The 24,612-nt window shown below is 53.2% G+C and carries 30 protein-coding genes; 7 read left to right on the top strand and 23 right to left on the bottom strand.

Annotation, left to right across the window (positions count from 1 at the left end; translation table 11 throughout):
- The first annotated feature begins 47 nt into the window (after positions 1 to 47).
- Together ACFQJB_RS14100 and ACFQJB_RS14095 are read left to right on the top strand one after the other, a co-directional pair.
- On the top strand, positions 48 to 659 hold the full coding sequence (locus ACFQJB_RS14100) for a winged helix-turn-helix domain-containing protein (RefSeq protein ID WP_379728411.1): 612 nt from the start codon (positions 48 to 50) through the stop codon (positions 657 to 659).
- Entirely contained in the window at positions 656 to 1,138 is a 483-nt protein-coding gene (locus ACFQJB_RS14095; RefSeq protein ID WP_379728409.1) for a hypothetical protein, read from the top strand. Before ACFQJB_RS14100 ends, ACFQJB_RS14095 begins: the two co-directional genes overlap by 4 nt.
- A 29-nt stretch (positions 1,139 to 1,167) precedes the next feature.
- On the opposite strand, the gene ACFQJB_RS14090 is transcribed toward ACFQJB_RS14095, so the two are convergent.
- The 3 genes from ACFQJB_RS14090 to ACFQJB_RS14080 all read right to left on the bottom strand — a co-directional run bounded on the left by ACFQJB_RS14090 (position 1,168) and on the right by ACFQJB_RS14080 (position 3,240).
- Complete coding sequence (locus ACFQJB_RS14090) at positions 1,168 to 1,476, bottom strand: hypothetical protein (protein WP_379728407.1); 309 nt, start codon at positions 1,474 to 1,476, stop codon at positions 1,168 to 1,170.
- Positions 1,477 to 1,478: 2 nt separating this feature from the next.
- Complete coding sequence (locus ACFQJB_RS14085) at positions 1,479 to 2,402, bottom strand: hypothetical protein (protein WP_379728405.1); 924 nt, start codon at positions 2,400 to 2,402, stop codon at positions 1,479 to 1,481.
- 460 nt (positions 2,403 to 2,862) lie between these two features.
- On the bottom strand, positions 2,863 to 3,240 hold the full coding sequence (locus ACFQJB_RS14080) for a hypothetical protein (RefSeq protein ID WP_379728403.1): 378 nt from the start codon (positions 3,238 to 3,240) through the stop codon (positions 2,863 to 2,865).
- Between the two features lie 316 nt (positions 3,241 to 3,556).
- On the opposite strand from ACFQJB_RS14080, the gene ACFQJB_RS14075 reads away from it, so the two are divergent.
- The 4 genes from ACFQJB_RS14075 to ACFQJB_RS14060 all read left to right on the top strand — a co-directional run bounded on the left by ACFQJB_RS14075 (position 3,557) and on the right by ACFQJB_RS14060 (position 5,962).
- The gene (locus ACFQJB_RS14075) at positions 3,557 to 3,826 is read left to right on the top strand and encodes a hypothetical protein (RefSeq protein WP_379728401.1); all 270 of its coding nucleotides are present in this window, start codon (positions 3,557 to 3,559) and stop codon (positions 3,824 to 3,826) included.
- A 209-nt stretch (positions 3,827 to 4,035) separates the two neighbouring features.
- Complete coding sequence (xseA, locus tag ACFQJB_RS14070; RefSeq protein ID WP_379728399.1) at positions 4,036 to 5,274, top strand: exodeoxyribonuclease VII large subunit; 1,239 nt, start codon at positions 4,036 to 4,038, stop codon at positions 5,272 to 5,274.
- Positions 5,271 to 5,450, top strand: a complete 180-nt coding sequence (xseB, locus tag ACFQJB_RS14065) for an exodeoxyribonuclease VII small subunit (RefSeq protein ID WP_379728397.1) — start codon at positions 5,271 to 5,273, stop codon at positions 5,448 to 5,450. Before xseA ends, xseB begins: the two co-directional genes overlap by 4 nt.
- An 83-nt stretch (positions 5,451 to 5,533) precedes the next feature.
- Positions 5,534 to 5,962, top strand: a complete 429-nt coding sequence (locus ACFQJB_RS14060) for a dual specificity protein phosphatase family protein (protein WP_379728395.1) — start codon at positions 5,534 to 5,536, stop codon at positions 5,960 to 5,962.
- Between the two features lie 21 nt (positions 5,963 to 5,983).
- Here ACFQJB_RS14060 and ACFQJB_RS14055 read toward each other — a convergent pair whose 3' ends face one another.
- The 5 genes from ACFQJB_RS14055 to ACFQJB_RS14035 all read right to left on the bottom strand — a co-directional run bounded on the left by ACFQJB_RS14055 (position 5,984) and on the right by ACFQJB_RS14035 (position 9,180).
- The gene (locus tag ACFQJB_RS14055; RefSeq protein WP_379728393.1) at positions 5,984 to 7,012 is read right to left on the bottom strand and encodes a Cdc6/Cdc18 family protein; all 1,029 of its coding nucleotides are present in this window, start codon (positions 7,010 to 7,012) and stop codon (positions 5,984 to 5,986) included.
- A gap of 68 nt (positions 7,013 to 7,080) precedes the next feature.
- Positions 7,081 to 7,734 carry a hypothetical protein gene (locus tag ACFQJB_RS14050; RefSeq protein ID WP_379728391.1) on the bottom strand — a complete coding sequence of 218 codons (654 nt, stop codon included), beginning with the start codon at positions 7,732 to 7,734 and terminating at the stop codon, positions 7,081 to 7,083.
- Positions 7,735 to 7,766: 32 nt separating this feature from the next.
- Positions 7,767 to 7,961, bottom strand: coding sequence for a hypothetical protein (locus ACFQJB_RS14045; RefSeq protein WP_379728389.1), 195 nt, complete (start codon positions 7,959 to 7,961; stop codon positions 7,767 to 7,769).
- Between the two features lie 197 nt (positions 7,962 to 8,158).
- Positions 8,159 to 8,596 carry a hypothetical protein gene (locus ACFQJB_RS14040; RefSeq protein WP_379728387.1) on the bottom strand — a complete coding sequence of 146 codons (438 nt, stop codon included), beginning with the start codon at positions 8,594 to 8,596 and terminating at the stop codon, positions 8,159 to 8,161.
- 2 nt (positions 8,597 to 8,598) lie between these two features.
- Complete coding sequence (locus tag ACFQJB_RS14035; RefSeq protein ID WP_379728385.1) at positions 8,599 to 9,180, bottom strand: hypothetical protein; 582 nt, start codon at positions 9,178 to 9,180, stop codon at positions 8,599 to 8,601.
- 486 nt (positions 9,181 to 9,666) lie between these two features.
- Here ACFQJB_RS14035 and ACFQJB_RS14030 point away from each other — a divergent pair, with 486 nt between their 5' ends.
- Positions 9,667 to 10,131: a group I intron-associated PD-(D/E)XK endonuclease gene (locus ACFQJB_RS14030; protein ID WP_379728383.1), complete on the top strand. Its 465-nt coding sequence runs from the start codon at positions 9,667 to 9,669 to the stop codon at positions 10,129 to 10,131.
- A gap of 643 nt (positions 10,132 to 10,774) precedes the next feature.
- Here ACFQJB_RS14030 and ACFQJB_RS14025 read toward each other — a convergent pair.
- From ACFQJB_RS14025 to ACFQJB_RS13955, 15 genes are all read right to left on the bottom strand, one after another.
- On the bottom strand, positions 10,775 to 12,136 hold the full coding sequence (locus ACFQJB_RS14025) for a protein adenylyltransferase SelO (RefSeq protein ID WP_379728381.1): 1,362 nt from the start codon (positions 12,134 to 12,136) through the stop codon (positions 10,775 to 10,777).
- 146 nt (positions 12,137 to 12,282) lie between these two features.
- Complete coding sequence (locus tag ACFQJB_RS14020) at positions 12,283 to 12,828, bottom strand: hypothetical protein (RefSeq protein WP_379728379.1); 546 nt, start codon at positions 12,826 to 12,828, stop codon at positions 12,283 to 12,285.
- Complete coding sequence (locus ACFQJB_RS14015; RefSeq protein WP_379728477.1) at positions 12,825 to 13,091, bottom strand: metallophosphoesterase; 267 nt, start codon at positions 13,089 to 13,091, stop codon at positions 12,825 to 12,827. Before ACFQJB_RS14015 ends, ACFQJB_RS14020 begins: the two co-directional genes overlap by 4 nt.
- Before the next feature lie 100 nt (positions 13,092 to 13,191).
- Positions 13,192 to 13,497 carry a DUF3006 domain-containing protein gene (locus ACFQJB_RS14010; protein WP_379728377.1) on the bottom strand — a complete coding sequence of 102 codons (306 nt, stop codon included), beginning with the start codon at positions 13,495 to 13,497 and terminating at the stop codon, positions 13,192 to 13,194.
- The gene (locus tag ACFQJB_RS14005; protein WP_379728375.1) at positions 13,497 to 14,933 is read right to left on the bottom strand and encodes a lamin tail domain-containing protein; all 1,437 of its coding nucleotides are present in this window, start codon (positions 14,931 to 14,933) and stop codon (positions 13,497 to 13,499) included. The genes ACFQJB_RS14010 and ACFQJB_RS14005 overlap by 1 nt, the downstream gene beginning before the upstream one ends.
- A gap of 66 nt (positions 14,934 to 14,999) precedes the next feature.
- Positions 15,000 to 15,272 carry a hypothetical protein gene (locus ACFQJB_RS14000; RefSeq protein ID WP_379728373.1) on the bottom strand — a complete coding sequence of 91 codons (273 nt, stop codon included), beginning with the start codon at positions 15,270 to 15,272 and terminating at the stop codon, positions 15,000 to 15,002.
- Positions 15,269 to 15,658 (bottom strand): hypothetical protein, encoded by a 390-nt coding sequence (locus tag ACFQJB_RS13995; RefSeq protein ID WP_379728371.1) that lies wholly within the window; start codon positions 15,656 to 15,658, stop codon positions 15,269 to 15,271. Before ACFQJB_RS13995 ends, ACFQJB_RS14000 begins: the two co-directional genes overlap by 4 nt.
- A 342-nt stretch (positions 15,659 to 16,000) precedes the next feature.
- Complete coding sequence (locus ACFQJB_RS13990; protein ID WP_379728369.1) at positions 16,001 to 16,726, bottom strand: histidine kinase; 726 nt, start codon at positions 16,724 to 16,726, stop codon at positions 16,001 to 16,003.
- 372 nt (positions 16,727 to 17,098) lie between these two features.
- Complete coding sequence (locus ACFQJB_RS13985; RefSeq protein ID WP_379728367.1) at positions 17,099 to 17,860, bottom strand: DICT sensory domain-containing protein; 762 nt, start codon at positions 17,858 to 17,860, stop codon at positions 17,099 to 17,101.
- Between the two features lie 158 nt (positions 17,861 to 18,018).
- Complete coding sequence (locus tag ACFQJB_RS13980; RefSeq protein WP_379728365.1) at positions 18,019 to 20,151, bottom strand: PAS domain-containing protein; 2,133 nt, start codon at positions 20,149 to 20,151, stop codon at positions 18,019 to 18,021.
- Positions 20,148 to 20,375 carry a hypothetical protein gene (locus tag ACFQJB_RS13975; protein ID WP_379728363.1) on the bottom strand — a complete coding sequence of 76 codons (228 nt, stop codon included), beginning with the start codon at positions 20,373 to 20,375 and terminating at the stop codon, positions 20,148 to 20,150. The genes ACFQJB_RS13980 and ACFQJB_RS13975 overlap by 4 nt, the downstream gene beginning before the upstream one ends.
- Before the next feature lie 77 nt (positions 20,376 to 20,452).
- Positions 20,453 to 20,965, bottom strand: a complete 513-nt coding sequence (locus ACFQJB_RS13970) for a hypothetical protein (RefSeq protein ID WP_379728361.1) — start codon at positions 20,963 to 20,965, stop codon at positions 20,453 to 20,455.
- Between the two features lie 93 nt (positions 20,966 to 21,058).
- On the bottom strand, positions 21,059 to 21,502 hold the full coding sequence (locus tag ACFQJB_RS13965; RefSeq protein ID WP_379728359.1) for a chemotaxis protein CheW: 444 nt from the start codon (positions 21,500 to 21,502) through the stop codon (positions 21,059 to 21,061).
- 9 nt (positions 21,503 to 21,511) lie between these two features.
- Positions 21,512 to 22,816, bottom strand: coding sequence for a methyl-accepting chemotaxis protein (locus tag ACFQJB_RS13960; RefSeq protein ID WP_379728357.1), 1,305 nt, complete (start codon positions 22,814 to 22,816; stop codon positions 21,512 to 21,514).
- A gap of 136 nt (positions 22,817 to 22,952) precedes the next feature.
- Positions 22,953 to 24,590 (bottom strand): response regulator, encoded by a 1,638-nt coding sequence (locus tag ACFQJB_RS13955; protein ID WP_379728355.1) that lies wholly within the window; start codon positions 24,588 to 24,590, stop codon positions 22,953 to 22,955.
- Positions 24,591 to 24,612: the final 22 nt, after the last annotated feature.

Below are 24,612 nucleotides of genomic sequence, written 5' to 3'. Positions count from 1 at the left end.
ATACTGACCCACAGATTATTATTCCTGGCTGCCGTCGGTAACACATAATGGCCGATGCGACACCCTTGCCCCACGAAATACGACCAGACGGCGGCTCCGAACATTGGGATGTAAACGAGGTCGTTGAAGCCGAATGGGTTGACGATACGACACCCTTTGAGCGAGTCTACGCAATCGTTCGTCGTGCCTACGAGCCTGCGTCCGCCGGAGAGATAGCCGAACGCGCTCGGGTATCGCCGACCACAGCCCGAAAACACCTCCGTACGCTTGAGAGTGCTGGCGAAGTGGCGACCTCGCAGGACGGACAGACAACACAGTACCGACGTTCGGAAACAGCCATCGTAACGGAAAATGCACAGTCGCTTCTCGCAGAACAGACACCGGACGAGATCGCCGCTGGCATCGCTGATATGAAGGCCCAAATACAGGAATGGCGCGAGAAGTATGATGTCGATTCACCTGAGGAATTCGCTCGTGAATTAGAGATTGACGACGCCGACACCAATCACGGTGGGCTTCTCAGAGAATGGCAAACAACACGACGTAACCTTGCGCTTGCACAAGCAGCACTTGCGATTGGTGAAGCCAGCCAGACTGGCCATTTGACTGGCAGCGAAACAGATTATGATGGCGATGGGAGCACCTCAACCATCGTATGACCGACGACGAGAGATTTTCACAGCTACCTCAATCGACCGAATACACTGAGGTGTTCGGGCCAATCGATGCTGGGGCACTACGCGAGATACGGGATGTGTTCGTCGAACAGGAGCCACTGGTTCAGGATGCCTCTTTTGACGACCCGTTGAATCCGCAGATGGTGTCACTGGAGCTGTCTGATGGTATCGGAGCGGCCACAACTGCTCGAATCGATGTACGGTGGAGTCTAACAGGAAACTACGCTGCACACTATACCGATGATCAAGAGCGGAACTTCCGGTTTGATTGCCATCCAAAACCCGATGCACCGCAAAAACACTTCCATCCCCCACCCGATGCTCCGAGTCGCCCCGTTGAGCCGTCCTGTATTACTGTATCTGAAGTCTCACTCGTAACACGAGCGATTCTCCAACGCTGGCGATATGCGTACAACAACGAAACCTTGGATGGACTCAACGATGCGGAGAATCCACCGTGAACTGCGACCAGCTTCAAGATGGAGGGTCACTACGTTGATTGGTCTGATTCCGATTCCGTATCGGGTTGCTCACCTGCTGTGAGTATCGCTTCAATCTCAGCAAGCCGTTGTTCGTGGTCATCAAGCCGGGCTTCCTGTTCGAGGTCGATACTGAATAACGCCGGTAGCAGCGGGTTTTCGTGGTTCAAGAGTCCGCTTGCGTCTGCGTGCTCTCTCGCGTACGCGAAGAGTTGATCGAACCGGGGTTGGTCGCGGTTCCGGAGGGCACGCCTGAAGTCGTCCCATCGCTCTCTGATTGCCCGCAGTGCATCACGGTAGGTTGGATTCGTGCGACCCATCGTCACCAACCTCCGTTCGAACCCCACGTTGACGCCAGCGTATCGACACCCAGTGGGTTCATTTCGGTGGTGCTGATGCCGTCCTGATTGTCTGTTACCGACGGTTGAGATTCTATTTTCGTCGGTTCGATCCCAACGTGTTTCGCCCGGGCAGCAAGCAGTTGCCGCCAGTAGGCAAACGTCGTCTGGTAGTATGTGCCGCCGTCGACGGGGTACACCAGTGTCTCGAAATCGTCGCCGACAAACCGTGGCCCCATCTCCGTCTGTTCGCATTCGATATGCTGGTCGGCGGCAGTCGCAATCGGTTCGGTGAACCGGTCGTTCGCTGTTCGCGTAATGAGGATGGGGACCTCATATTCGCTCGCGTATGTCGAGAGTTGGGCCAGTGTTCGTGCCTGCAGGGTCTTACTGTCGCCCGCAGCCAGATTATCTTCGTCTCGATAGCGGGCGTCAACGGCCGGGGCAACGATCAGTGATGGTGAGGTAGGTTGTGAGTGATTGTGAGACTCCGGATCTATTGCACTCCCGGCGGTGGGGGTTGTACGATCCGGTTGCTCAACAGTGCCAGAAAGATGTGACACCGCAGCGTAGTGTTGATAGGCGGTGAATCCACGTGCAACGTGAATACGGTTGAGGAGCCGTCGGCTCGGAGCGATTCGAGCGAGCGTTGTGGTTGTTGCATGGCCGTTTGCATCAACCCAAAACGCCGGGCCGTCGTTCAACAATAGGTGATCAACGACGACTGATTGGAGGATGGGGACACCACGGGTCTCACTGATATCGAGCAGTGTGATCTCTTCCTCAAGTGTGGGAAACAGCGTGGTTTCATTCGCTGGGTCGGCCTGTTCAACGAGGTCTTGGTTGCGATCTGCACCTCGAACTGGCTGACTCGTTGCGATCTGGTTTCTCGGTGAGTTCGTTGGCATACTCGCATAGATACTGAGCGATCCAATAAGCCGCGGCGTGTCATTTCCACGTTTCAGGAAAGCAACTTAGGCGTGGTCTCACTGAAAGATGGGTTGTATATGACTGTGTATTGTTAGGTTGGCAGTGACCGATACAGAGGTTCCATCTTGCATGCCAACTTACAACGCTGACATGATCAATATTGTCCGCTTAGTTAGACAAGAGCATAGCCACCAATTAGTTCTGAACGGAGTCAGCTGCTCCTTGCATTACGTACTTTGCAATCCAAAGAACAAGCAAACCTCCCGCAAAAACAAACAGTGCGATGCCAAGAGCACCGGGAGCACTGTACCTGCCACAAAAAGAATCCCCGCTCCTATTAGAATTCCTATTGTCTCAATGTAACTCGGATCTTCAGCCATGGTAAACAATAATAATTCGACAGCTTATTTTTTACGGCCAATTTTACTTTTTTACATCTTACTGCTCAACCCAAGTTTGGTAACTATAGCTTGCACCAGACAGAGAAGTAGTAGCTGGAATATCAAACCCAAATTCAAAGTCGCGGCACTCATCAACGCCCATAGCCACCTGCCTACTTTCTTGATATGTTTCACCACCTTCGATGATAACCTCTGCCCATAGGGTGGCTGACCCTCTTTCTGCACCCTCATTGCAAACTCTCGTTGCTATTTCAACGTTACCGAATGTAGTTGTCTCAGCTGTATCACCGGTTACAGTAAGATCAGGACCAACTTGCTCTTGGACTTCTTCTTCTATTCCAGAGTCAGGACCTCCACCAGTTGAACAACCAGCAATAACTGATATTCCACAAACGCATCCGGCAGATTTTATCATGTTACGTCGGTTCATATGGCTAATCCCAACAGCGACTAACTAAGTTTTTATCCTAAAACACATTCAAATATAACGACGAACTCAGCGATTGAGTTCAATGGATCTGTACCGTATTATTCCCAGCAATCTCGATGACGTGGTTCGGCGTTTCAAATTGGAGCCGCCATGAGTTCGTTGCATAATATGCGCGTGCTATTCAGCACTTGTCGAAGCAATTCATACAACGATTGATAGATAGCTGAGTGACCGATACAGAGTATTGATAGGTCACAAACAACCGACACATTCTTTATTTCTAACATACTGCCTAACGACAATGGAAGAAAATTCTGGAGAAACCAATAGCGTCATGTTGGATAGAAAGTATTTAGCTGGGTACTTCGCTGGGATCGCAACTACCTGTTTTATTGTTGCGATGGGCTTGTATCTTATTACAGACCCGAGTATAGCCAACTCTGTATCCGACTATTCAACCACGGCACGAAAAACACATTCTACCCTGATCACGTGGATGTACGTTGCAATATTCTTCACTGCATCTGGATTTGTCGGTGTACTGTATTATGACACATCCGATACACAGTGAAACAGAGTTATCCATCTGTAAGTGACGAATCAGATTGTGCAAGATACGCGCTGTGCATCTTGCACGGGTTTAGCTAATAATAACTAATATGATATTTAATCGTCATCTGATCGCTATCTATCTTGGCTCTCCGACTGTTGCTGTTGATCCAGATTTCCATGAAACGACCCGGGTAGCTTTTTGATGCTGTCGGGTGTTCCACAAAGTGGATGGTAGAAGCAGATGGCACGGCGGCCGGGACGGTTGAACTTGATAGCGATGATATCGTCACCGTAGCCACACTCAACGACGAGATAGCCGCCGTCATTGATGAGAAGCAAGAGCTTACGCATGACTACGTCGTCGGCGATGCGTCGGATTGTCGAGAGGCTAACGGTCACCTCCACTTCGATCTCGTTTCAGGCGACGCATCCATCCACTGTGTCGTCTTCGGGTTCCGATACAAGGGATTGAACGCAAAACCTGACGAGGAGATGCACGTCGCCGTTCGCGGCGAGCTCTCCTATTACGAGCCACAGGGATCGTGCTCTCTCATTGTCGAGGATGTCGTCAATATGGGCGAAAGCGAGTACAGCCAGGTCTACGCTGAAAACAAAGAGAAACTCGCAGATGATGGCCTGCTAGACGACGAACAAAAACAGACACTCCCGGAGCTACCTACGACAGTCGGCCTCGTCACATCGGCTGATAGCGATGCACGGATTGATGCTGTCACCGCAATCCATGACCGGTATCCCCAAGTCGATATCAAAATCAACGACGCCAGTGTCCAAGGCCCGGATGCGCTTGAAGAGCTGATGAGCGGTGTTTCAGCCTTCGATAAAGATGCTACCGTTGATGTGATCGTCGTCACCCGCGGCGGTGGTGCGGACAAAACACTCCGGATCTTCAATGAGACGCCGATCTGTCGGGTGATCGCCGACACCGACACTCCAACGGCAGTTGGCATCGGTCACGAGGATGATCAGACACTCGCCGACGAGGTGGCCGATTATCGCTTCATGACGCCGACGCATGCTGGTGAGGTCGTCCCGAAGCGAGCCGATCTCGATAAGGAGTGCGCCCAGCTATCGGAGCGGCTCGATACGGCCTACTTGAGTACCGTCAACGCCCAACTTACCGCCTCGAAAACCGCGCTCGATAACGCCTATGAGGGTGTGGTTGCCAGTCGGCTACAGGAGTTGGAAGCCTCGCTTGCGAATGCCGCTGACCGCCATGTCGAGGCAGAGATTCTGGAGTTGCGAAATCAACTGGATACCGCCTACCAGGCACTCGAACAGGAGAAGGAACACGAAGAAGAACTCGAAGAAACAGTCGAAGAAGTTCGTGATGAGGCACTGAGCGAAGCCGAGGCCAAAGTAGCCAGACAGCAGCGACGCTACAAGATCGCCATCGCGGTACTAGTGCTGGTCGTGCTTGGTCTCGCCGCTCTCTACTTGATACCATGACCGACAACACTCCAATCAGCGACAAGGTGGATCGTATCGAAGCAATCATCGAGCAGCTCGAAGACGGTGAGGTTTCACTTGAAGAAGCTCAAGAACTTCGGGAGGAAGGCAAAGAAATCCTTGCTGAGCTTGAGGACACACTTGCGGTCGGTGACGGAGAGATCATTGAGCAGTGAGTCTCTTAGTGTTGTCCAGCACAGGGATCAGCGACAGTGCGTCTGACTGAGATTGAATAGCTCTCAGGTGAGTTGTCTTGATAATGGATTCAGTCGGCGATGATCTATTTGTGGGAACTGCTGAGGATGCAGCCGATAACTCTTCTCTCGAAACTCACGGGATAACGACTATTATATCGCTCACCCACGAGACACCGAGTCCTGCTATCCAGTCTCTCTCTATCCGTTCGATTCCACTCATCGATGGGCCACAGAACAGTCGTGAGCAGTTCACTAAAGCGGTCGAAGAAACAGTTGCCGCATTGACTGCCGAGGGCGGTGTTCTTGTCCACTGTTCGGCCGGAGCTTCTCGAAGTCCGACGGTGGCTGCGACTGCTCTGGCCCTCTCTCAGGACATGGAGTTGGAGGATGCACTCCAACAGGTAGCCGATAACAGAGATGCTGTTGATCCTCACGAAGCACTCCTCCGGCAGGCCGCGCATGTGTATACGGAACTCGACTCCAGTTCTTGAATACGATTGAGTCGGTGGCACTCACGTCGTCGGTGACGGCGTAGCCTCTGTTATAACCGAGTACTGCCGATCTCGACTCGTTCCATCAGCCGTGAGCAGATTATACTGACTCATCTTCGAGAGATACGTCCGAACGGTTCGCTTCGTTCGTGGATCTTCGACTTCCTCAACGTACTGCTCGTAGATTTTAGTCGGGCTCAGTGGGCCGTCATCTTTGATGATATCATAGACGATTCGTTGCTGCGGTGTCAGTGAATCAAGACTCTTCTGTCGAATCTGGGTTCTGGCATCTGTTGCTGCATTAGTCAGCATTTCGTCGGTAATGTGGTCATGGTTTTCTCGATTCGCGGTGCTGGCCGCTGTCCGCAGGATGCCAATCGCTAGTCGGGCGTCACCGGCGGCTGCATCGGCAATCGAGTACAACTGTTCGTCGGTGATGACGCCCTCTTCGAGGCCACACCGAACTCGGGCAGAGAGAATATCGAACAGTTGCTCGTCAGCGTATTTGTCCATCCGGACGTGTTCGCTGGCCCGCAGGCGGCTCACAAGCCGGTCGTCGACACGGCCGAAGAGATCCTCCTCGTTGTTGGTGATACAGATGACAGCGAACTGTGGGAGGCTATGCAAGTCATAGATGACACTCGTATCTTCAAGTTGATCAGCTTCATCGAGAATCACAACCGTGCGATTGCCATCGTACTGTTGGAGACGGTCAATCAATTCGTCGTGGGGAGTTGACTGCCGGTGAATATCGATTGTCTTCCCGATATCATCCAAGAGTTGATACAGCGTCCGGAACCGTGTGTGGTTCCGCCAACAGTTGATGTAGGTTGCCTCAACGTCGAGGGCTTCCTCTCGCAGCCGTTCAGTAACGAACTGCGAGATACAGGTCTTCCCGACGCCACTGGGGCCAGTAACGACCGCGGTGTCAGCTGGTTCTCCTTCGGTGAGCGGTTTCAGGACACTAGAGAGGTGGTTTACTTCGGCGTCACGATGCTCAACCTCCTGGGGAACGAAACCAGCACGGAGGACACGAGCATCACGGATCATACCTCACTCAACTCGCTGCAGAGACTAAAAGCGTATCCGGGTTGTTTCCGGGAACTTCCTGAATACTGTTATTGGAAGCCTGGAGGAGACGGTTGGTGATCGCTTTGTGTTTCGGTCGCTGGTTCTTCAGAGAGCTCTTCCGACCCGGCTGTGTCTAACACATCGACGATGTCGTGAGCTATCTTCGTTGTCTGTATCCGTATTCTGCGGACTTTCGAGACGGCCTGACGGTACTCCGAAATCGAAAACGACTCTTCGAACGGATAAAGGTGATCTCGCACGTAGAATCCATTCCAGAGCTCGTCCTCGCCATGGGTGATCCTGATGAGATCTGTATCGTTGGGTTCGATCTCTTGGCTGTAGGCTTCAGCAAATTCGTCATATTGGGTTGAAGCCTCTCGGAGGTCTGCTTCTAATGCCGACTGGATTGCCTGCCGCCGCTCTTGGGGTGGCAGTGCTGAGAGATCAATATCGACCCGTGCGTCCAACTCAGCATCGCTATAGTTCTGTTCTAAAACATTCAGAAACACATACGGCGAGGTGATCTCGAATCGCTGTTCATCGGATCGTTTGCCGATGCGCATGTAATTCGATCTATGAAAGATATCGAACCCGTGCTCAACGTTGTGATTATCTTCCGGGCGAATATTCTCATCAATGGTGTCGCCGTTGGCGTGGGCGGCAGCCGCAATCGAGCCCATCGCCTCATAGAGATCGTTCATACGCACTTGTGGGGAGCCACCCAGAGTATAAGTTAGTGACGCCGAGGTGACCAGTTACCTTCCCACAGTTGTGTCTGGGCTTCAATGGGGGTCAATCCCTGTCTTGCTGCGTGGTCGATTGCTAACTCCCAGGCCCGATCAGCGATCTCTTGATCGATAGTCTCGTATTCGTAGCTGAGACAAGCCAAGGCGACGGTTCGAATGAGGTCATCTTTTGCTTCGGTCATACCCGGGCGTGCTGCCGTTATCGTTTATAAACCTTCGTCGAGTGGTGGTGCTGAAGATCGTGGCTTCTCTGATGAAACAACTGTTTGAAGTGTGATATGAGGATGTTTGGAGTACTGCATACAGAGGATGTAGTCAGCACTGCTTTTGCAATTTGCCCATACCCAATCAGTCTAGCCCCGTTGAGGTTCTGCCTCAATCACATAAACTGTTTCTGCCAATTATCTTGTACGATTACTCTAATATCATCAGATAGATCTGGCAGATCATATTGGGATTCCCGCTTTGTAGATAATTTAAACACGATATTCATATCTCTCCAAACACGAATGTTAAATTCGTCGGATTCTAACACATAACCTTCGTCAGGACTTTCGTCCAACGATTTTTCAATTTTATTTTGAGATTCTGCGCGAGAAAAGGAGGAGTTGTATCGTTCTTTTGCATCCTCAAGATTATCATAGCCCGCAACAGAAATAATTGCAATCTTGGTATCCTCTTCAGATTCGCTCTCATAACGTGCTTCAACATCAAAATGCAGATCTGAATCGGGAGTCTCATCTATATAGTCAATTTCCCAATTTCCTTCCGGGAAATTTTCAACATCTGGTAGTAAATCAGTGATGGAATCATACACTATTAGTTGTCCACCCCCTCACGCCGAGATTCAATATCTCTTTCTCGGGGACTCCAGAGTACCCGAATAGTCCTATCTTCTCTTTCAAATAAGAAAGAAATCTCTATTTGGTTTAGTCGGTAGTTTCTGGGTAGTGTATGAACAATCCACGCGGAATGTGATTGATTGGGTATAATTGTTTTTTGCTCAAGTACTTCTCGATTTCTGCCACCTTCTGTTTCAATGACTCCAGAAAGTTCAGCAAGAGGCATTTCCTCGTTGTTATACTCCATCACAAATTCAGAAGCTGATGGAAGTTCGAACTCTGACTCGCTATTGTTTTCAAATTTTAATAGTGTTAAAAAATATAGTTTATTTTCTGTCGGAGTGTGCGTATTATGTCCACCCTCAGTCGTGATCTCGTCTTTTATCAAGAAATCATTTGCAGTTATTGAAACACCGCTAATTGAGAGACTACTACCTTTGGTTAGATGTTGCTCTATAATAGAATTTTCCTCCTCCGTTCTACGGTTTAATTGCGAACAACCAGCAATTATACTAAGAGAAATTAGCGAACCGGCCGAAATGACTTTTCGACGTTTCATAACAGTTGGTATGAATATAGTTGTATTTACTTTTCGGTGGTTTCAGTGAATCGTATGCCGAATTTGGGCTATATTATTAATATATATTTGAATTTAATTGATGAGATTGTTATATCTGGTAAGGTGCAGAATCCAACGAGGTAAAAATCTACGCCCCAGATTGGTTTCGATTTCGAAGATGTTGTTGGGTCGCAGAAAAAACGACGCTCACTACGCGCCCGCTGTGGCTTCTCATAGGGATCAGCACTGATGTTCGGAGATTCTCACGAAGCAAATGATATACGAGAAAACCAATAGATGCGAGAAACCATGAACTACTCTGCTGATCCCTATCAATGTATACGCGCTTGGGTTCGAAAAGTTCAGTCCTCTATCGAAGGAGTACTCATGGACGGAAGTCGAATCCTTCGTCTCAAGGACATCACGAAACGAGGTTGATGCATTGATGACTTTTATATTTCTCTCAGATAAAGTCTGATAGCACTAATGTCGGAGAATAACAGGCAGATAAGGGGTGAAGTCTCTGAATTGGAGGTGGCTACCTATTTGATAGAAGAGCATCGTTGTAGAGTCTCCCAGACCTTCGGTCACTCCCATCCTTACGACTTGGTCGTCGATGCAGATGGGGATCTATTGAAAATTCAGGTAAAGACAGTCAGTCCTCTGCAGGGTAATCAGGTGGGGAGAGTGCTAAACAACCCGGATCGATATACACCAGAAAATGTTGATTTATTTGCAGGCCAATCAAAAAGTGACCAAGAGCCATTTTTTGTCCCGTGCCAAGAAGTGGATTTAGAAGCTGGAAATCCGAGCATCCACGTTACCTATACTCCGCTTGAAAATATGCCCACCAAACGCACCCGTGAAGACGCGTTCCATATTTCGGACTATAGGTTCGAAGATGCCCTGAAACGGTGGCGTGAAGGTGATTTTATCGAGCGTAAAATGTGACTCCGGATCGATTGGGGATAACCACCACCGTAGCAAGACTCGCGCGTTGCATCTTGCAATACCTATCCTAATAGAAATCCGACAAGCCTGTTTCGCTATCTTCGGTAAGAGCCTTCCACGAAAACCGCCTTCCCGCCTGTAAGACGGGGTCAGGCGATACCAAACCAGTGTCAACGTGCGTTGACTGTTCAACCCGCCTGCCCGGAAAGGTGGCGGATTCCGCCTGCCCGGAAGAGGTCAGACGGTATCTGTATTGTATGAGAAACCTCTAATAAAACTACTTGTGAAAGTCTCAGAGAAAATAATTTGATCACTGATCACTGGCGGAGTGTATCTCTGGCAGCGCAGAACCGTCGTAAACTAAGCCAATTAATAGTTCCCCTACGGATTTATACCGTTCAATTATTCGTTCAATCCGCATATCTGCTTTACAGGGAATTCAGCAGCAATCGGCTGCAAGATACGCGCTGTCTATTCATCACTCGAATTGTGATAGTATTCTTAGAGTAATTTGAGCTGGCGACCGATGCAGAGGCTATTTTCTACACCCATCCGGACAGAGGCCAGACAATTCTATTTCGCCATTTGCCGAGAAAACCGGTATAACTGGAAGTAAAGATCTGATTTCGAGACCGTTGTTTGATCAGGTATTGCAATAGGTCGTGTACTCTGAATCGAATTCTTTCGGCGGTGGTTCTTGAAACCGTGATGTCGCTTCGTTCGATTCATACGGGTTTTGCAACACGTTGAGCAAAGCCTTGAACCGCGAGAGATCCTTCCCTTCGACGTACTGTGTGAGAGCGTTTTCCACCAGGTAGTTGCGGGGGATGTACCGAGGGTTGGCTTGTTTCATCAAGTTCTCATCGAGACCGACCTCAGCCACTTTCTCTTGGATCTGCTCGAACTCCGGAGATGAATAGATCGGATCATCGAACGAGCCGGGATTTTCGAGTTCGAGGAAGGTATTCGTATAGTCTGCTCCCGATGTGCGAAGCCAGTCTAAGACCTCATCAACTACTGCTTCCGCTCCGTCTGATGTAATCCCAAGTTTCTGTCGCATCATCGTGTAGTATTTCGCTTCAAATATATCCTCGAAGGAGTCTAGCTTGGCTTGGATCTCGTCGAATGTGACCGTTGAGTCACTGCATAGTGGTTCGAGTGATTCAGCGAAGCGTTCAAGATTCCATTTCAGAATTTTCTGTTGGTTCCCGAAAGCATATCTCCCGTGTTTATCGATTGAACTGAAGACCGCATCTTCGTCGTAGTAATTCATGAATGCACAAGGGCCGTAATCGAATGTCTCCCCGTCGATGCTCATGTTGTCTGTATTCATGACGCCATGGATGAACCCGACACGAAGCCAATCGACGACCATCTCTACAGAAGCTTCCATTACTTCATCGAAGAACTCGACGTATTTTCGGTCGGAATTATTCAGATGCGGGTAGTGGCGGTCGATTACATACTCGGTAAATGCCTCAAGTTCGCCGGGGGCTCGGGAGGCAACGTATTGGAATGTACCGTATCTGATATGGCTATTCATCACCCGGACGAGGATAGCTCCGGGCTCTGTTTGGCGTCGCTCAATAGATTCGTCTGTCTCGACGACTGCTAGACTGCGGGAGGTGTTAATCCGAAGATTGGCCATCGCATACGAGTACAGATACTCTCTGAGCATGGAGCTGACAGTTGCCTTTCCATCGCCTCGTCCCGAGTAGGGCGTCCGACCAGACCCCTTCAATTGAATATCATATCTGTTGCCATTGTGGACGTGTTCGCCCAATATCATCGCTCGGCCATCGCCTAATACCGTGAAACTCCCATATTGATGGCCGGCATATGCTTGGGCAATCGGTTCTTCCAGAAGATCTTGCCCTGATAGAATCTGACCAGTGATCTCCTCAGTATCTATCCCAAGATCATCAGACAAAGCCCTGTTAAACACGAGTATGTCGGGGTTATCTACTTGTTCAGGCGTCACTCTGGAGTAGAGTTTCGCGTCCAAATCTTTGTAACTCGTATCAAAAGAAAATACCATCTACTGTAACAGGAACTCAGTTGACCGTCTTTTAATAAGTTGTTCGTTCAAAGTATTATCATCTGTCCGTTTCAGCGAATAGCTTATGATACCTTTGCGCGATATGATTTGCACTACGCAAGAGCGACCCGATCAACACCCTGTTCCTGTCCGCTGAGAAGTGCGACCAGTGACTCTGGTGTTTCGACGAAGATACCCTGCCCACCCGGTGAGCCACGATTCTCTAAGAGCAGATCTTGACAATGGACGTTCCCGGTTGTCTGTGGTCGAGTCTGACGAGTGTGGCCGACAACCTGTGGAGGGGCATCGGCTGGGAGGTGATCAAATTTAATCCAGACAAGCCCCGCACCAGGGCCTTTCACGCTACGATCTCCCCTCGCCAGCACGTCCGGATATTTTTCCGGTAGCTTGGATTGTACGACCGAATCCTCCGGAGTGCCAATTGCCGTCTCCAGTTCGGCGGCAGCTTCAATGAGCGATTCGTTGACGGTGCTGACCTGGTAGGACTCGGCGGCTCCAGCATGTGCATACGTGAACGTGTAGCCCTCGTAAGCAGCCACGACGTGGCCATCGGCAATCTGCTGAAGATACTCTACTCGTTCCTCGTCACTCACCGTTGTCGAATACCAATCGGCGTACTGGTATGCATCCGCGATCATGAACATCCACTCATGGTTGCCTGAGTGACCCGAACACGGCCGGGCGGAGCCTCCTCAATGAGTCGGGCGACCATCGCCAGTACTTCCTCATTGTTCGGCCCACGGTCGACGAGATCGCCGTTGAACACGAGCACATAGTTCTCGTCAGCCCAGTGCAATTGGCCATCGCTATCCGCGGTGACGACAGGCTCATAGTCTGGATGATCACACAAAGTCAGCAGTGCCTGCCGGGCGTCCTCTAAGTAGCCATGGATATCGCTGATACTGACGATAGCCGGGGGTTGGCCTCTTCGTGGGGTACTGCGTCGACGGTATCCCGGAGCGGCGACGAGATCGGGTTAGAGTCGATGGGGAGTGGCATGGCTAGTTCTCGGTCTCGTCGTCTTTCGATGGCGGTCGTTCGGACAATGAATCGAATCGATCCTGTGCTTTGGTTTCTCTGTCAGCTGTCTCTGCTGGCTGATACGTCGCTGTCTCGATTGTTCCATCCTCGATAGTAACCGAGAGGATCGTATCGGCGTGCTGGCCCGAATCTGGCAGTGCGTCTGCTTCGAGCACTGCATTTCCTTTCTCTTCGTCGTCTTGTTCGAAGAATACCCTTGCGAGGCCATCCTCAATGCCATCTACGACGGCTGTATACTCGCCGTCCGGGAGCTCAATAGCAGTCATCAGTATGTTTCCTCCAAGACAGTGGTACCATCAGCCGTCTGAACGATGACCGTGTCGCCACCATTGTTCCAAATCGGCGAGCCAGACCCCCAGTAGAGATCGGTGTCGGTATTAGTCCCACTACCAGTTCGCACAGTGATCGTCGCTTGGGGATCGACGGTAGTGCCTTCGGGGAACCTATAGCTGTGATCCGCTGCATCTTCGAGTGTCCACCCGCTGATATCGAGTGGTTGCTCACCGGTGTTTTCGAAGGTAACGTACTCGTCGTTGAGGTTCTCTCTATCGTCGCCCTCGGCATCTGCGTTGATGTCTGCGATTTCGAAGTTCGTCGCCGAACCATCAGCGGTGGTCGTTTCCTCATCACTGCTATCGGAGCTCTCAGTGTCGTCTGTATCGACCGTTGTTGTACCACTGCTTGTGAACAGCAGTCGCTCGGTTACTTCGCCGGTCGTCCCCGGTGGGATGGCTGAGCCCTCTCGGAGTGCAGTTGGGGCAGTCGGCGCGGCTTGTTGGGTCTGTGCCGACACGGCCGTGCCATTGCTAACAAAGATGGTGTTACCGTGGGTCGCCGTCCAAAAGGCTGGGATCGACCGGTCGGCAAACCGCTGGAGCACCGTTTCCGTCGGATGACCGTACTGTGAGTCGTAGGCACTGGAGATAACGACTGTCTGTGGAGCAACCGTATCGACGAACGGCTCACTCGATGAACTCGACGAGCCGTGATGGCCAGCCTTCAGCACGGTCGATTCCAATTGGTTCCCGTATGTATCGACGAGGTAGGCTTCCTGATCGTCTTCAGCATCTCCCGAGAGCAAGAAACTCGTCTCGCCGTGGGTGATATTCAAGACGATGCTATTCTCGTTGCGAGCTCGATTTTCGAGATACGGATCTGGAGGGCCGAGGACTGCTATATCGGTTGTCCCAAAGTCGATTGTGTCCCCTTCTCGCGTTTCATAGAGCGTCACGTCGTGGGTCTCGACTGCATCGAGGTATTCCTCATAGGTTTGGGTGCTGGCTGCGATTCCTGGATCGTAGATTGCGCCGATGCCATCCGCTTCCGTCTCGAAATACTCGATGATGGCTGCGTTCCCGCCAATGTGATCAGCATCGTTGTGCGAGGTGACGAGATGATCGATCCGGGTGATATCGCGGGCTTGGAGATACTCCAAGACGTACTCGCCGTCATCATTGTAGTGGCCGGTATCGACGAGCATGGTGTCGCCATCTGGGCCGATGATGAGCGTACTAACTGATTGGCCGACGTTGATGTAGTGGACTTCGAGCGTTCCGTTGGCAGGCTGGGGTTCGACTGTTGGGCTCGTTTCGGGTTCCGTATCGCTAGCCGTTGGATCGCCCGGAACAGCACCGCTACAGCCAGCGAGGAAGATGAGCCCAACTACCACCAGAATATGTGCTCGACGGCCGGAGGGGAACATACCAGTATCTGAGCACCCACGGTGTTAAGTCTGCGTTCGTTAACGGTTTCTCAGCGAAAAACGAAATCAAGGACGCCGGAAGGTATAGTCCAATTCGTCTGTTTGGATCGAAATCGCATTGTTTTCGTGGTCGACGAGGAGTGTTACGTCGCCTTCGTGCTCAAGCTCATGGAGTGGCATGCCCGTCCTGATGGTGCCTTCTTTTGTCACCTCGATATACGCACTCCCAAACTCAACGCGAATGCTGTCGTCGCTGATGTTAACCTCACCGGCGGCTCCGAACTGTTGGAGTTCGGCCGTTACTGTTTCCCAGTCAGTGAGTTTGATTTTGGTCGTCATTGGAATCCAGGAATGTACTCCCAGACATACGTTGAAGCCGCCATCAATACGATGATAGCCATCCCAACGGCTGTCCACACTGGGCCGTTCGCACCAGTAGCAAAGGTCAGGACGGCCCACCCGAGTCCACCGAAGATAGTGATCTTCTGAAACCGGACGATCTGTCGTTGTTGACTCGCAATCGTTTGTTGCCGTGATTCAAGTTGCGCCGGGGTGAGCTCTTTCTCGCCAGTTCCTGCTGAGGTATCGTGTTTGCTTGCTGTGAGGCCTGCATCAACCAATTCATTGAGCGCATGACTGGCTGATTGGTCATGGGCTTTCGCATATTCGGTGACTGCGGCCTTGGTTTCGCTATCGAGGTGGTCTTCTGGTGATTCCTGCGACACAGAGGTAAATGGGGACGAAGGTGCATCAACCCGCTGGGTACTCTGTACTTGTCGGGTTGAAACAAATGTGGCTGCCAGTAGTGGAACCAAGACATGACTACCGTAGCTTGGCCACTATTGTGTCCGATAACACTTGGCTCATCTGGTGAAACTGTTGTTGAAATTTGATATTGGGGCCGGTTAACGTGCAAGATGGAACGCGCATAGTCAGCAAATCCAACATAGAAACCAAGCTGATATATGAGGCAGATCGATTGTTACCGCAGTGAGAATATCTGATCAAAAACGCATTACAACAGCTTTGAGTTCGGTTTTATGTACACCAATGAAGCAATGAGGTAACTAAAACGTCTGTCGTACGTACGACTTGATTTGCTGGACTCGATCTGGATCGTACGTCCAGAGACCGCGCCACACGTTTGATCCAGTTTCCTCAGCAACCAATGCAACTGGATCTACCGATGCGGTACTCTGAGGAGATGCTGGTGGTTGAAAGACAACGAACCACAAGTTGCTAAGTTCAGGAGCATGATCAGCATGGATTTGTGCATCCAACTCGTTGACGACGCTTGGGTCATCACGGATCCCATAAACGTGGGTTTCAATTTCTGACTCGCCAAGCCATTTATAAATCTGCTGGGTGCCGAACTCGTCATCGAGCCGTGAGAGGTACTGAAACGAGACATCGAACTCACCGGAACCATGTGACAGTGCTTGGAACTCGATAAACCGCGAAATGAGGATCAGTAGTAACTTTTCGTTGTTCGATGCAGGATAGCCACGAACAGTAAACTCAATCTCATCTAATCCGGTCAGTACGTCCGGGAAAGTTTCACGTTTGATGGATTTTGTTCCGGTTTTATACCGATCCGAGTTGACCTGCAGAAACGCCTCGGTTAGTTCTCCCCATGGAGACGTGGCCACAACTTCACCATCCTCAATAAGACAAATTAAATTGCGTTGTCCTTCGGTCAGGTTCCGAGTACCAACCCGCACCGACTCCGTATCAAATACATCTTCCAATATCTGTAGTTGGAGATGTGCAGCATCATCGGTGAGATTGATCATAAGCAGCGATTTTTTCGACTGGTCGACCTCGTCAATAATACCACCTAGGAATTCAGTTGCTGAGTTTTCATTAGTAGATGATCTGTTGTAGGAATTGAGCCGGCAACCTTGGTTTCTCAGTCGTGTTACAGCTCAGAATCCAGTGGCAGTGAGATATTGGTGATATCAATGAGTGCATCCGACCAAGTAAAGCAAGGCCACTCCTCGACCGTTATCGTAATATTAGGATTAACAATCACAGCAGTATCAGTTGAGAGCTAGTGACGCAGTTTCCAGAAGCTGTTGCCTGTTCTGTCATGGCATTAAAATAACCCCACAGCCGGCACGGTCTATATCGATACCGCTGTCCCCGCTTGTCAACGATACCGCTGTCTACGGCTGCGGTGGCTGGGTTCGGTTAGTGATCTCGGTTCTGATTGCTTTGACACGTTCGGACTGAAACGTCCAGAAGCCACCCCACCGGTTTGGCTCGCGTTCAACGGAGTAGAGGGCAGCCGGCGTACGCTCGGTTTCCTCAGGCGTGAACACAACGAACCAAGCATGGCGGTGAAACCACGAGTCGTCGGTGTGGACGGTGACCTCGAGATCATCGGCCGCGGCGACATCACCATTCCCGTAGAGGTGAATCTCCATCCCCGTTGTCGAGAGTTGTTCATACACCCGGTAGGTTCCGTGTTCGTCAACGAGCCGTGAGAGCTCTTGAAAGCCGACATGTAGTGTACCGGAGCCGGCCTCGTAGGCGCGTCGCTCTATTGCCCGTGAAACTGCAAGTAACAGCATTTTTTCGCTGTTCGATTCTGGATAGCCACGAACCAAAAACGGAACCTCTTGGAGGGCCTCCAACACCGCAGGGAGCTTGGCGTCGGTCAGACCACGGCTCCCCGTGGTGTACACGTCCGAGTTGACCAGGAGTACTGATTCTAGTACGTCCTCGGCATCGGAGCGAGCCACCGGTTCGCCATCACGGACGACGACGAGATCAGCTTCCTGTGTGTCTGTGGCATCGGTTACCGCTACTGGTTGTTTCTCGAACAGCCGATCCAAACAGGCTTGGATCGGAACCTCGGTCGTCGCCGAGTTGACCCGGATTGTATACGATCTGTTTGGGAGCTGTGTGAACAACTCATCTTTCACGGTGAACTTACATCTACGCTAACAGGTATTAAATATTTGTATAGTAGCAAGAGATACTCCTCGTATTTGGTAGATAGTAGCCTAAATTTATTATATATAGCTATATAATCGTGATATACGTTGAAATTAATCAAACGAATTAAGCCAAGTGAGAGCTGTTAGGCGATCCCATTGCCGCGCTCGCCCGTCGCTGCGGGTCGGTCGGTATCAGTCTCGGCGGCTTTCGGCAGCCGAATCGTTACAGTGGTTCCGCCGTCGCATGTTACTGCAATCTCTCCGCCAAGACTCGTTACAATCCAGTTGACTAACCACAAGCCGAGTCCCGAACCGTGTTTAAGTGGTGTTTCCTGCCCGGTTTCGAGAACGTGCCGTTCACCGTCTGGAAGTCCTGCACCCTCGTCGTGAACGCGAATGGAGACGGTTCCATCCTTCTCAGTTGTAATGGCAAATCGGATCTCCGAGTCGGTGTGTTTGGCTGCGTTGTCACCGAGTTCCTTGAGTGCGACCTGCAGTTGCTGGGTTGCTCGGACGGAGAGTTCCGCCTCGCTGGTGACGCGAAAGTCAGTCGCAGGATACTCAGTGCGGAGATCCGCAACGACGGTTTCCACATCGGCAACGACATCCCGATCAGCGAGCGGTTCAGTATCACTTATTTCAGTCTCAAAGTCCCGAACCGTCTCAGTGAGTTCGGTCAACTCTCCCGCTGTCCGCCTGATCCGGCGAGCGACACTGGCAATCTCACCATCGGCGCGCTCGGCGATTGTGTCGCTGTAGCCACTGATCACGTTCATATCGTTGCGGATGTTGTGTCGAAGCACGCGATCAAGCACGGTAATCAGCCTGTCGCGTCGTTTCTGGGCCGTGATGTCTTTTTGAACACCGACAAAATGGGTTACTTCGTCAGTGTCGACGCCCGTTACCGGACTGAGCGTGAGCCGGTTCCAAAACGGCGTCCCGTCGGCCCGGTAGTTCAACAGATCCGTCTGAATCGATTCCTTGTTGTCGACAGCTGCCCGGATCTCCTCGACTGTCGCCTCGTCGGTTCCGCCTCCCTGCAGGAACCGACAGTTGCGGCCGATGATCTCGCTTCGGTCGTAGCCAGTCATCTCCTCGAACCCTTGGTTAGCGTACACGATCGGCAGTTCGGGATCGTCCGCATCGGCGACAGTGATCCCGATACTGGATTCCTCGATCGCACGGTCTTTCAGGCGGAGATCGCGTTGTTGTGCTTTCCGGTCGGTAATATCGTGGACGATTCCGCGCGCATCATTCGGGGCATCGTCGTCCTCGATGGGGTTCCCGATCATCTCCACACACCGAACACCATCGTCGCTGTCAAGCCGGAGTGTGAGATCGAACGACTCACCCGCTGTTTCGAGTCGCCCGAACGCCTGCTTGAGGCTCGCCCTGTCATCCGGGTGCAGCCGATCGTAGACAGCCTCGATGGAAAGCTCGGTATCGAGCGGCTGGTCGAAGATCCGGAAAACCTCATCGGTTACCTGTGAAAAGCCAGTCTCGAAATCGAGTTCCCAGCCACCGAGGTTTGCGGTTTCCTGCGTCTGCTCCAAAAATGCATGCTGCCGTTTGAGTGCTGCCTCGCGTTCGCGTTGCTCGGTAAGATCCCGAATGACACCCAGTTGGAGCTGCTGGTCAGCGAGTTCGACCGTCCGACAGCCGAGTTCGATCGGGACATCGGTGCCGTCGTCGCGTCTGATGTACAGCGGCTCCCCGTCATCAAACCGGTCTTTGATCGTCACCTCGTGGGACGAACCGAGCAGCTCGGCGTACTGCTCGCGGGCGGAGTCCGGATGTAACTCAAGGACGGACATCCCACGGAGTTCAGCAACCGTATAGCCAGTCAGACTGGCCGCTTCGCTGTTGGCCGTCTCGATCCGACCTGTGTCAGCGTCGGCGACGACAACGGCGTTCGGGGACAGCTGGAGGAGTGCCTCGTATGTTTCGGCTGCCCGTTGTTTCGCTTTCGTCGTTGCTTCGAGCTCCTGTTGATGCTGGGCTGTCTCGATCGCACGACCAACCAGGCGAGCGATCAGTTCGACGAGTGCCTTCTCGTCGGCCGAAAACGCTGTTTCTCGGGCCGTTTCTGCGACGAAACAGACGGTGCCGTAGCTGTCGCCAGCAACGAAAATCGTTGTGCCGAGATAACAGTCCCAGCCGTGTTTCTCGTAGGCAGGATCGTCGGCCCACCCCTCCTCAGGCGCGTTTGAGAGTGCGAGCGGTGATGTCGTCTCGATGGTTCGCCGGCAGTACGTCGTCGCTCGATCAAGTGTCACCCCTTCAGGGATCTTCGCCGGCGACGAGCCGACGCAGCGAGGACTTCATGGGTGTCGTCGTCGCGCTGGTGTTGAATGTGAGCGGTCGACACATCAAGTGCCTGCCGTCCTAGTTCGAGCACCTGCCGTTGTTTTTCCCTGAGGGACAGCTCCGGATCGTCGCTAATCGAATACAGTTGCGAGCGGAGCGACTCGTTGGACACCAAACTGTCCTGTGTTGCCATTAGCTATCACCCAAGCCATGTCGTCTGAGAGTACTGTGAGTCATAATGGGACTAGGCAGAAACGGCCGTTCGATATGCTATTCGTGGAGTGTGACTGCGAATTCGGCAATCCCGTCGAACCCGCGATCGGTCCATCGCGTTTTGAAGTGACCGTACTCGCCGGCCGTCTGCTCGGGCCGGAGATCGAATCGCTCGGCAGCCGTCTCAACGACAGACTCAACACGGTCGCGGGTCGCAGTCGGCAGCGCATCAAGGCCAGTATGGCCCGGCTGGCCGCCGTCGGTGGCAATCGTCGCGCCGGTGGCGGTGGTCGCGTCATCGGTGTGGTAGACGCGGACTTCGAGTTTATCGTCCATCGTCTGTGTCTGCAGCAGCCGGATCACCGTCTCGGTGTCCCGGTAGACCGTCGTTTCCGGTGCAGGCGGCTGCGTCGGGATGTCGAGTTCGCCGTCGACGGCCGCGGTCGTCGATCCGTGTACAGCCGTCGTCGCTGTCGCGTCCGCTGTGGTCGTCGTCTCGGTTCCGTCAGTTGTGGTCGAACCGCTCTTCGTCGTCCACTGTTCGGTCGAAGATGTCGTTGATGCGTTCATGATTGAAGCGGGGTGATGGAGATGCTGCTGGTGGGCTGCGTGATCACAACCAGCGGGTGGGTGTGGAGCGTGGTGTCGTGGTAGTGTGTCAGTTCAGGCAGTCAGTTCGTGTGGATCGAGCCAGATCGTGAACTCGTCGTCGTCCTCGTTTTTCAGGAAGCCGCGCAGCAGGTCGCTGTCGGTGACTGTTCCTGCCTCGATGGCGTCAGTAGCGACCTCACTGACCTCGTTGACCGCCGAGACGAGCCAGCCGATCGAGGAGTCAGCGTCGAGCGATTCTCCATCAAGGACGACGATCCGGTTACGGGTCTGGCCACCGTCGGTCAACATTTCCTCAGTGTCGACCTCCAGTAGTTCGCTGGGATCGATGATCGTCGTTGTCTCCCCGCGAAGGTCGGTGACGCCCTCGACGTGGGACTCGGTGTTCGGCACTGATTGAACGGTGTTGTCGTCGACGATCTCGGCGACGTAGTCGATCGGCACGCAGTACTCCTCTTCGCCGAGAGTGAACGTCAGCACCTGGGTTGTGTCGCTCATGGAATCACCTCAGTTGCGGCTGGCCTCGAAGCTGACCTCGGTCTCCTCGCCAAAGCTCTCGACCAGTTCAGCGATCTCAGTCACCTGACTGGTCTGTTCCTCGTTGGCAGCAGCCAACTCATCAATCTCGTCGGCCACCATCCGTGCGTTATCGTTGGCGTCCTCGGTCATCGCAGCGATCTCCTCGGTGCTGGCGGCCTGCTCGTCGGTCGCGTCAGCGACCTCCTCGATGCCGTCGTTGACCTCCTCGACTGCCTCGGTGATCTGGTTGAGGCTGTCGATAGCGGTGTCGACCTTGCCGATCCCGTCATCGATCCGCTCGTTGGCGCGCTCGATACTATCGACCGTGTCGTCGGTGTTGGCCTTGATCGTGTTAGCCATCTCCTCGATGTCGACAGCCTGCTCTTGGGTCTCCTCGGCGAGCTGTTTGATCTCGTCGGCGACGACGGCGAAGCCCTCGCCAGCCTCGCCTGCACGTGCGGCCTCGATGTTGGCGTTGAGCGCGAGCAGGTTCGTCTGCTCAGCGATATCCTGAATCACCTCGACGACATCATCGATCTCGTCGACGCGCTCCCGAAGATTTGAGACATCGTCGGCGACCTCGCCGGCGGCCTCATCGACGGCGTCCATTGCGTCGACCGCATCGTCGGCTGCCTCCCGACTTTCCTCAGCGAGCGCGCGAGCGTTCTGACTTTCGGCGCGCACCTGATCGGAGCTGGAGGCGATCTCCTCGATGGTCGCTGAGAGGCCCGAGGCCTCATTTGAGACTTCCGCCATGTTTTCGGCCTGCTCGGCGGCGACGCCGTTGACCTCCTCGGTACTCTCGGAAATCTGGGCAGCCGCCGACGCGAGTTCCTGTGTCGCGGCTTGGAGCTCCTCAAGACGATCGCGTTCGAGGACGACCACATCATCTTTGGCTTCGACCGCTTCGATCGGATCCATCTGGGGTGTTGCCGGCTCGATCGCCCCCTCGCCGTTCGACTGTTGGGGTGCGGGCTGTGACTGCATGCCGCCGTCGGCCGCCATCGGCTGCTCGCTGCCGGCTGAGGCTGTCGCGTCGGGACTGTCGGCGGGCGATGCGTTTTGGGTGTCGGTTTTGTCGTCCATGGGTTGAGAACTGTCGGCTGCGTCGGCTGCCGGTGATTCCTGAGACTCAGCACCGTTTTCTTCCGCGCCCGTGCTGGTCGGTTCGTCGGTCGCACCAGACAGGTCAAGTTCGGATTGATCGTCAGCGGAGTGGTCAGTTGTCGACTCGTCGTCGGACAGTAGGTCACTGATGGTGTCGATCATCATTTCATGTGTTAGGGGAAACACACCTAAGCTTACTCGCTATGTAGATAGTGGACACAGCCGAGAGAGGTGCCTATCATTATAGATGCGAAGTGCGACATCAATAACAATCGCCCGACCACGAGCACCTACAGTGCCCTCCACGCTGGATGGCAGTGGCTCAGTCGGTGGACAATTCCTCGTTGGAGTCGAGCAGAGTCTCTATGATCTTTCGTTGGGCCCTCCAAAAGTGTGTAGAGAACGTGGGCTGGGTGATCCCCAAGAGCTCAGCAACAGCCTCGGTTGAGGTCTCGTGGGGCCATTCGTAGTAGCCTGCCTGGTAGGCCGTCTCGACGACCTCCTGTTGGCGATCGGTCAATGCCTCGTTCACCTCGGCAGTGACTGTCTCGATCGACCGATCCTCGCGACGAAGTACCTGCCGACCGATTAATTCCAGTCCCGGATGGCACTCGTTGAAATGATCGACAACGCTCCGGACGGTCACACTCGGCGGCAGTTCGATTACCAACGTCGCCCCATCGTCGCCAGCGGTGGCCGTCCGGATGTTTGCTCCGTAGCCGTCGACCAACGGCTCCCACCACGGGTCGGCGGTCACGACTGCGAGATCGGCGGTTCCATCGCCGTCGACAGCCTCGACCGTCTCAGCCGCCAATGTCTCTCGCACTGCCGCGAGGTCACTCGCATCGACGTCTCCGTCAGTATCGAGGCGGTACAGCGTCAGAGATGTTCCGTCGTCCCGTTGGCTCGTCTCGACAAGCTCGACACCCTCGCCCAGCACCTCGGCCAGTCGGACGAACGGGAGGTCGGCGGCGGAGGCATCAACGGTAAGCTCGACCACCTGTCCACTGGTGTCACCATGGCGTCGCTTGCTGGCTCCGATAGCGAAGGCTGTCAGATCCGCCAACCGAGAGAGCGTCTCGATCTCGATGTCGTCAACCTCGGAGCGGTGCGTGTAGATTCCGAGGATGCCATACGGAACCTCTTCAGCAATGATTGGCATGGCGACAGCCGCCCCAAAGCCGTGGTCGGCGACTGTTTGGGCCCACTCACTGTCCCGCATTGACAGTGCCTCGGTGATATGTCGCTTACCGTCGGCGATGGCATGTTCCTCGACGGATTCGGGCTCACGGTCGGTCGTGATCGACAGGTCGTCGAACAGCGCGGCCGTGCCGGCACTCGCGGCTGGCTGAAATGTTCCGTTGCGTGGATCACGCCGGCCGATCCACGCCGCGCCGTAGAGCTCGCCGACGAGACAATCACAGACTGCCCGCTCGATGGCATCAGCCGTCGGCTCAGTCAACACGGCTTCGACAACGCACTGGCTGAGTGCGTCAAGCTGTTGGCGATGCTGGCTCCGCTGGCGAGTGCGATACTGGTCGACGAGGTTTTCGATCCGGGTCGCCGAGATGGCGTACTGCTCGGATGAGCCATCTTTGACGATATAGTCGCTTACATCCGCTGAGATCGCTTGTGTAGCGACTTCCTCGTCTCCCTTCGCTGTAAAGAGGATGAACGGGAGATCCGGGTAGTCGGCTCGGACTGTTTTGAGGAATTCGATGCCATCCATATCGGGCATTCGGTAGTCACTGACGATGCAGTCGATGGTGTCAAGATCGACTCCGTCGAGAGCATCGGCTGGTCGCGTTTCAGTAGTCGTTTCGATTCGGTCGTTTTCGGCCTCTAACAGCGTCGATGCAAGGGCGACAAAGTCTTGATCGTCGTCGACAAGCAGGAGAGAGATACCGTCACCGTCGTCGGTTGATGAGCCCGTCCGGTTACGTGAGTGTACTTCGCTCACAAGTTTGTTCGTGGTTCTGAGC

This window comes from Halonotius sp. GCM10025705, from assembly GCF_042662885.1.
Taxonomy (GTDB): domain Archaea; phylum Halobacteriota; class Halobacteria; order Halobacteriales; family Haloferacaceae; genus Halonotius; species Halonotius aquaticus.
Note: the sequence above shows the minus strand (reverse complement) of the source record. Positions and strands in the feature narration are given on the sequence as shown.

Bases quoted from the DNA above. Each gene is read 5' to 3' on its own strand.
- ACFQJB_RS14100 (WP_379728411.1), top strand. From the start codon at position 48: ATGGCCGATGCGACACCCTTGCCCCACGAAATACGACCAGACGGCGGC.
- ACFQJB_RS14095 (WP_379728409.1), top strand. From the start codon at position 656: ATGACCGACGACGAGAGATTTTCACAGCTACCTCAATCGACCGAATAC.
- ACFQJB_RS14090 (WP_379728407.1), bottom strand. From the start codon at position 1,476: ATGGGTCGCACGAATCCAACCTACCGTGATGCACTGCGGGCAATCAGA.
- ACFQJB_RS14085 (WP_379728405.1), bottom strand. From the start codon at position 2,402: ATGCCAACGAACTCACCGAGAAACCAGATCGCAACGAGTCAGCCAGTT.
- ACFQJB_RS14080 (WP_379728403.1), bottom strand. From the start codon at position 3,240: ATGATAAAATCTGCCGGATGCGTTTGTGGAATATCAGTTATTGCTGGT.
- ACFQJB_RS14075 (WP_379728401.1), top strand. From the start codon at position 3,557: ATGGAAGAAAATTCTGGAGAAACCAATAGCGTCATGTTGGATAGAAAG.
- xseA (WP_379728399.1), top strand. From the start codon at position 4,036: ATGGTAGAAGCAGATGGCACGGCGGCCGGGACGGTTGAACTTGATAGC.
- xseB (WP_379728397.1), top strand. From the start codon at position 5,271: ATGACCGACAACACTCCAATCAGCGACAAGGTGGATCGTATCGAAGCA.
- ACFQJB_RS14060 (WP_379728395.1), top strand. From the start codon at position 5,534: ATGGATTCAGTCGGCGATGATCTATTTGTGGGAACTGCTGAGGATGCA.
- ACFQJB_RS14055 (WP_379728393.1), bottom strand. From the start codon at position 7,012: ATGATCCGTGATGCTCGTGTCCTCCGTGCTGGTTTCGTTCCCCAGGAG.
- ACFQJB_RS14050 (WP_379728391.1), bottom strand. From the start codon at position 7,734: ATGAACGATCTCTATGAGGCGATGGGCTCGATTGCGGCTGCCGCCCAC.
- ACFQJB_RS14045 (WP_379728389.1), bottom strand. From the start codon at position 7,961: ATGACCGAAGCAAAAGATGACCTCATTCGAACCGTCGCCTTGGCTTGT.
- ACFQJB_RS14035 (WP_379728385.1), bottom strand. From the start codon at position 9,180: ATGAAACGTCGAAAAGTCATTTCGGCCGGTTCGCTAATTTCTCTTAGT.
- ACFQJB_RS14030 (WP_379728383.1), top strand. From the start codon at position 9,667: ATGTCGGAGAATAACAGGCAGATAAGGGGTGAAGTCTCTGAATTGGAG.
- ACFQJB_RS14020 (WP_379728379.1), bottom strand. From the start codon at position 12,828: ATGATCGCGGATGCATACCAGTACGCCGATTGGTATTCGACAACGGTG.
- ACFQJB_RS14010 (WP_379728377.1), bottom strand. From the start codon at position 13,497: ATGACTGCTATTGAGCTCCCGGACGGCGAGTATACAGCCGTCGTAGAT.
- ACFQJB_RS14005 (WP_379728375.1), bottom strand. From the start codon at position 14,933: ATGTTCCCCTCCGGCCGTCGAGCACATATTCTGGTGGTAGTTGGGCTC.
- ACFQJB_RS14000 (WP_379728373.1), bottom strand. From the start codon at position 15,272: ATGACGACCAAAATCAAACTCACTGACTGGGAAACAGTAACGGCCGAA.
- ACFQJB_RS13990 (WP_379728369.1), bottom strand. From the start codon at position 16,726: ATGATCAATCTCACCGATGATGCTGCACATCTCCAACTACAGATATTG.
- ACFQJB_RS13975 (WP_379728363.1), bottom strand. From the start codon at position 20,375: ATGGCAACACAGGACAGTTTGGTGTCCAACGAGTCGCTCCGCTCGCAA.
- ACFQJB_RS13970 (WP_379728361.1), bottom strand. From the start codon at position 20,965: ATGAACGCATCAACGACATCTTCGACCGAACAGTGGACGACGAAGAGC.
- ACFQJB_RS13965 (WP_379728359.1), bottom strand. From the start codon at position 21,502: ATGAGCGACACAACCCAGGTGCTGACGTTCACTCTCGGCGAAGAGGAG.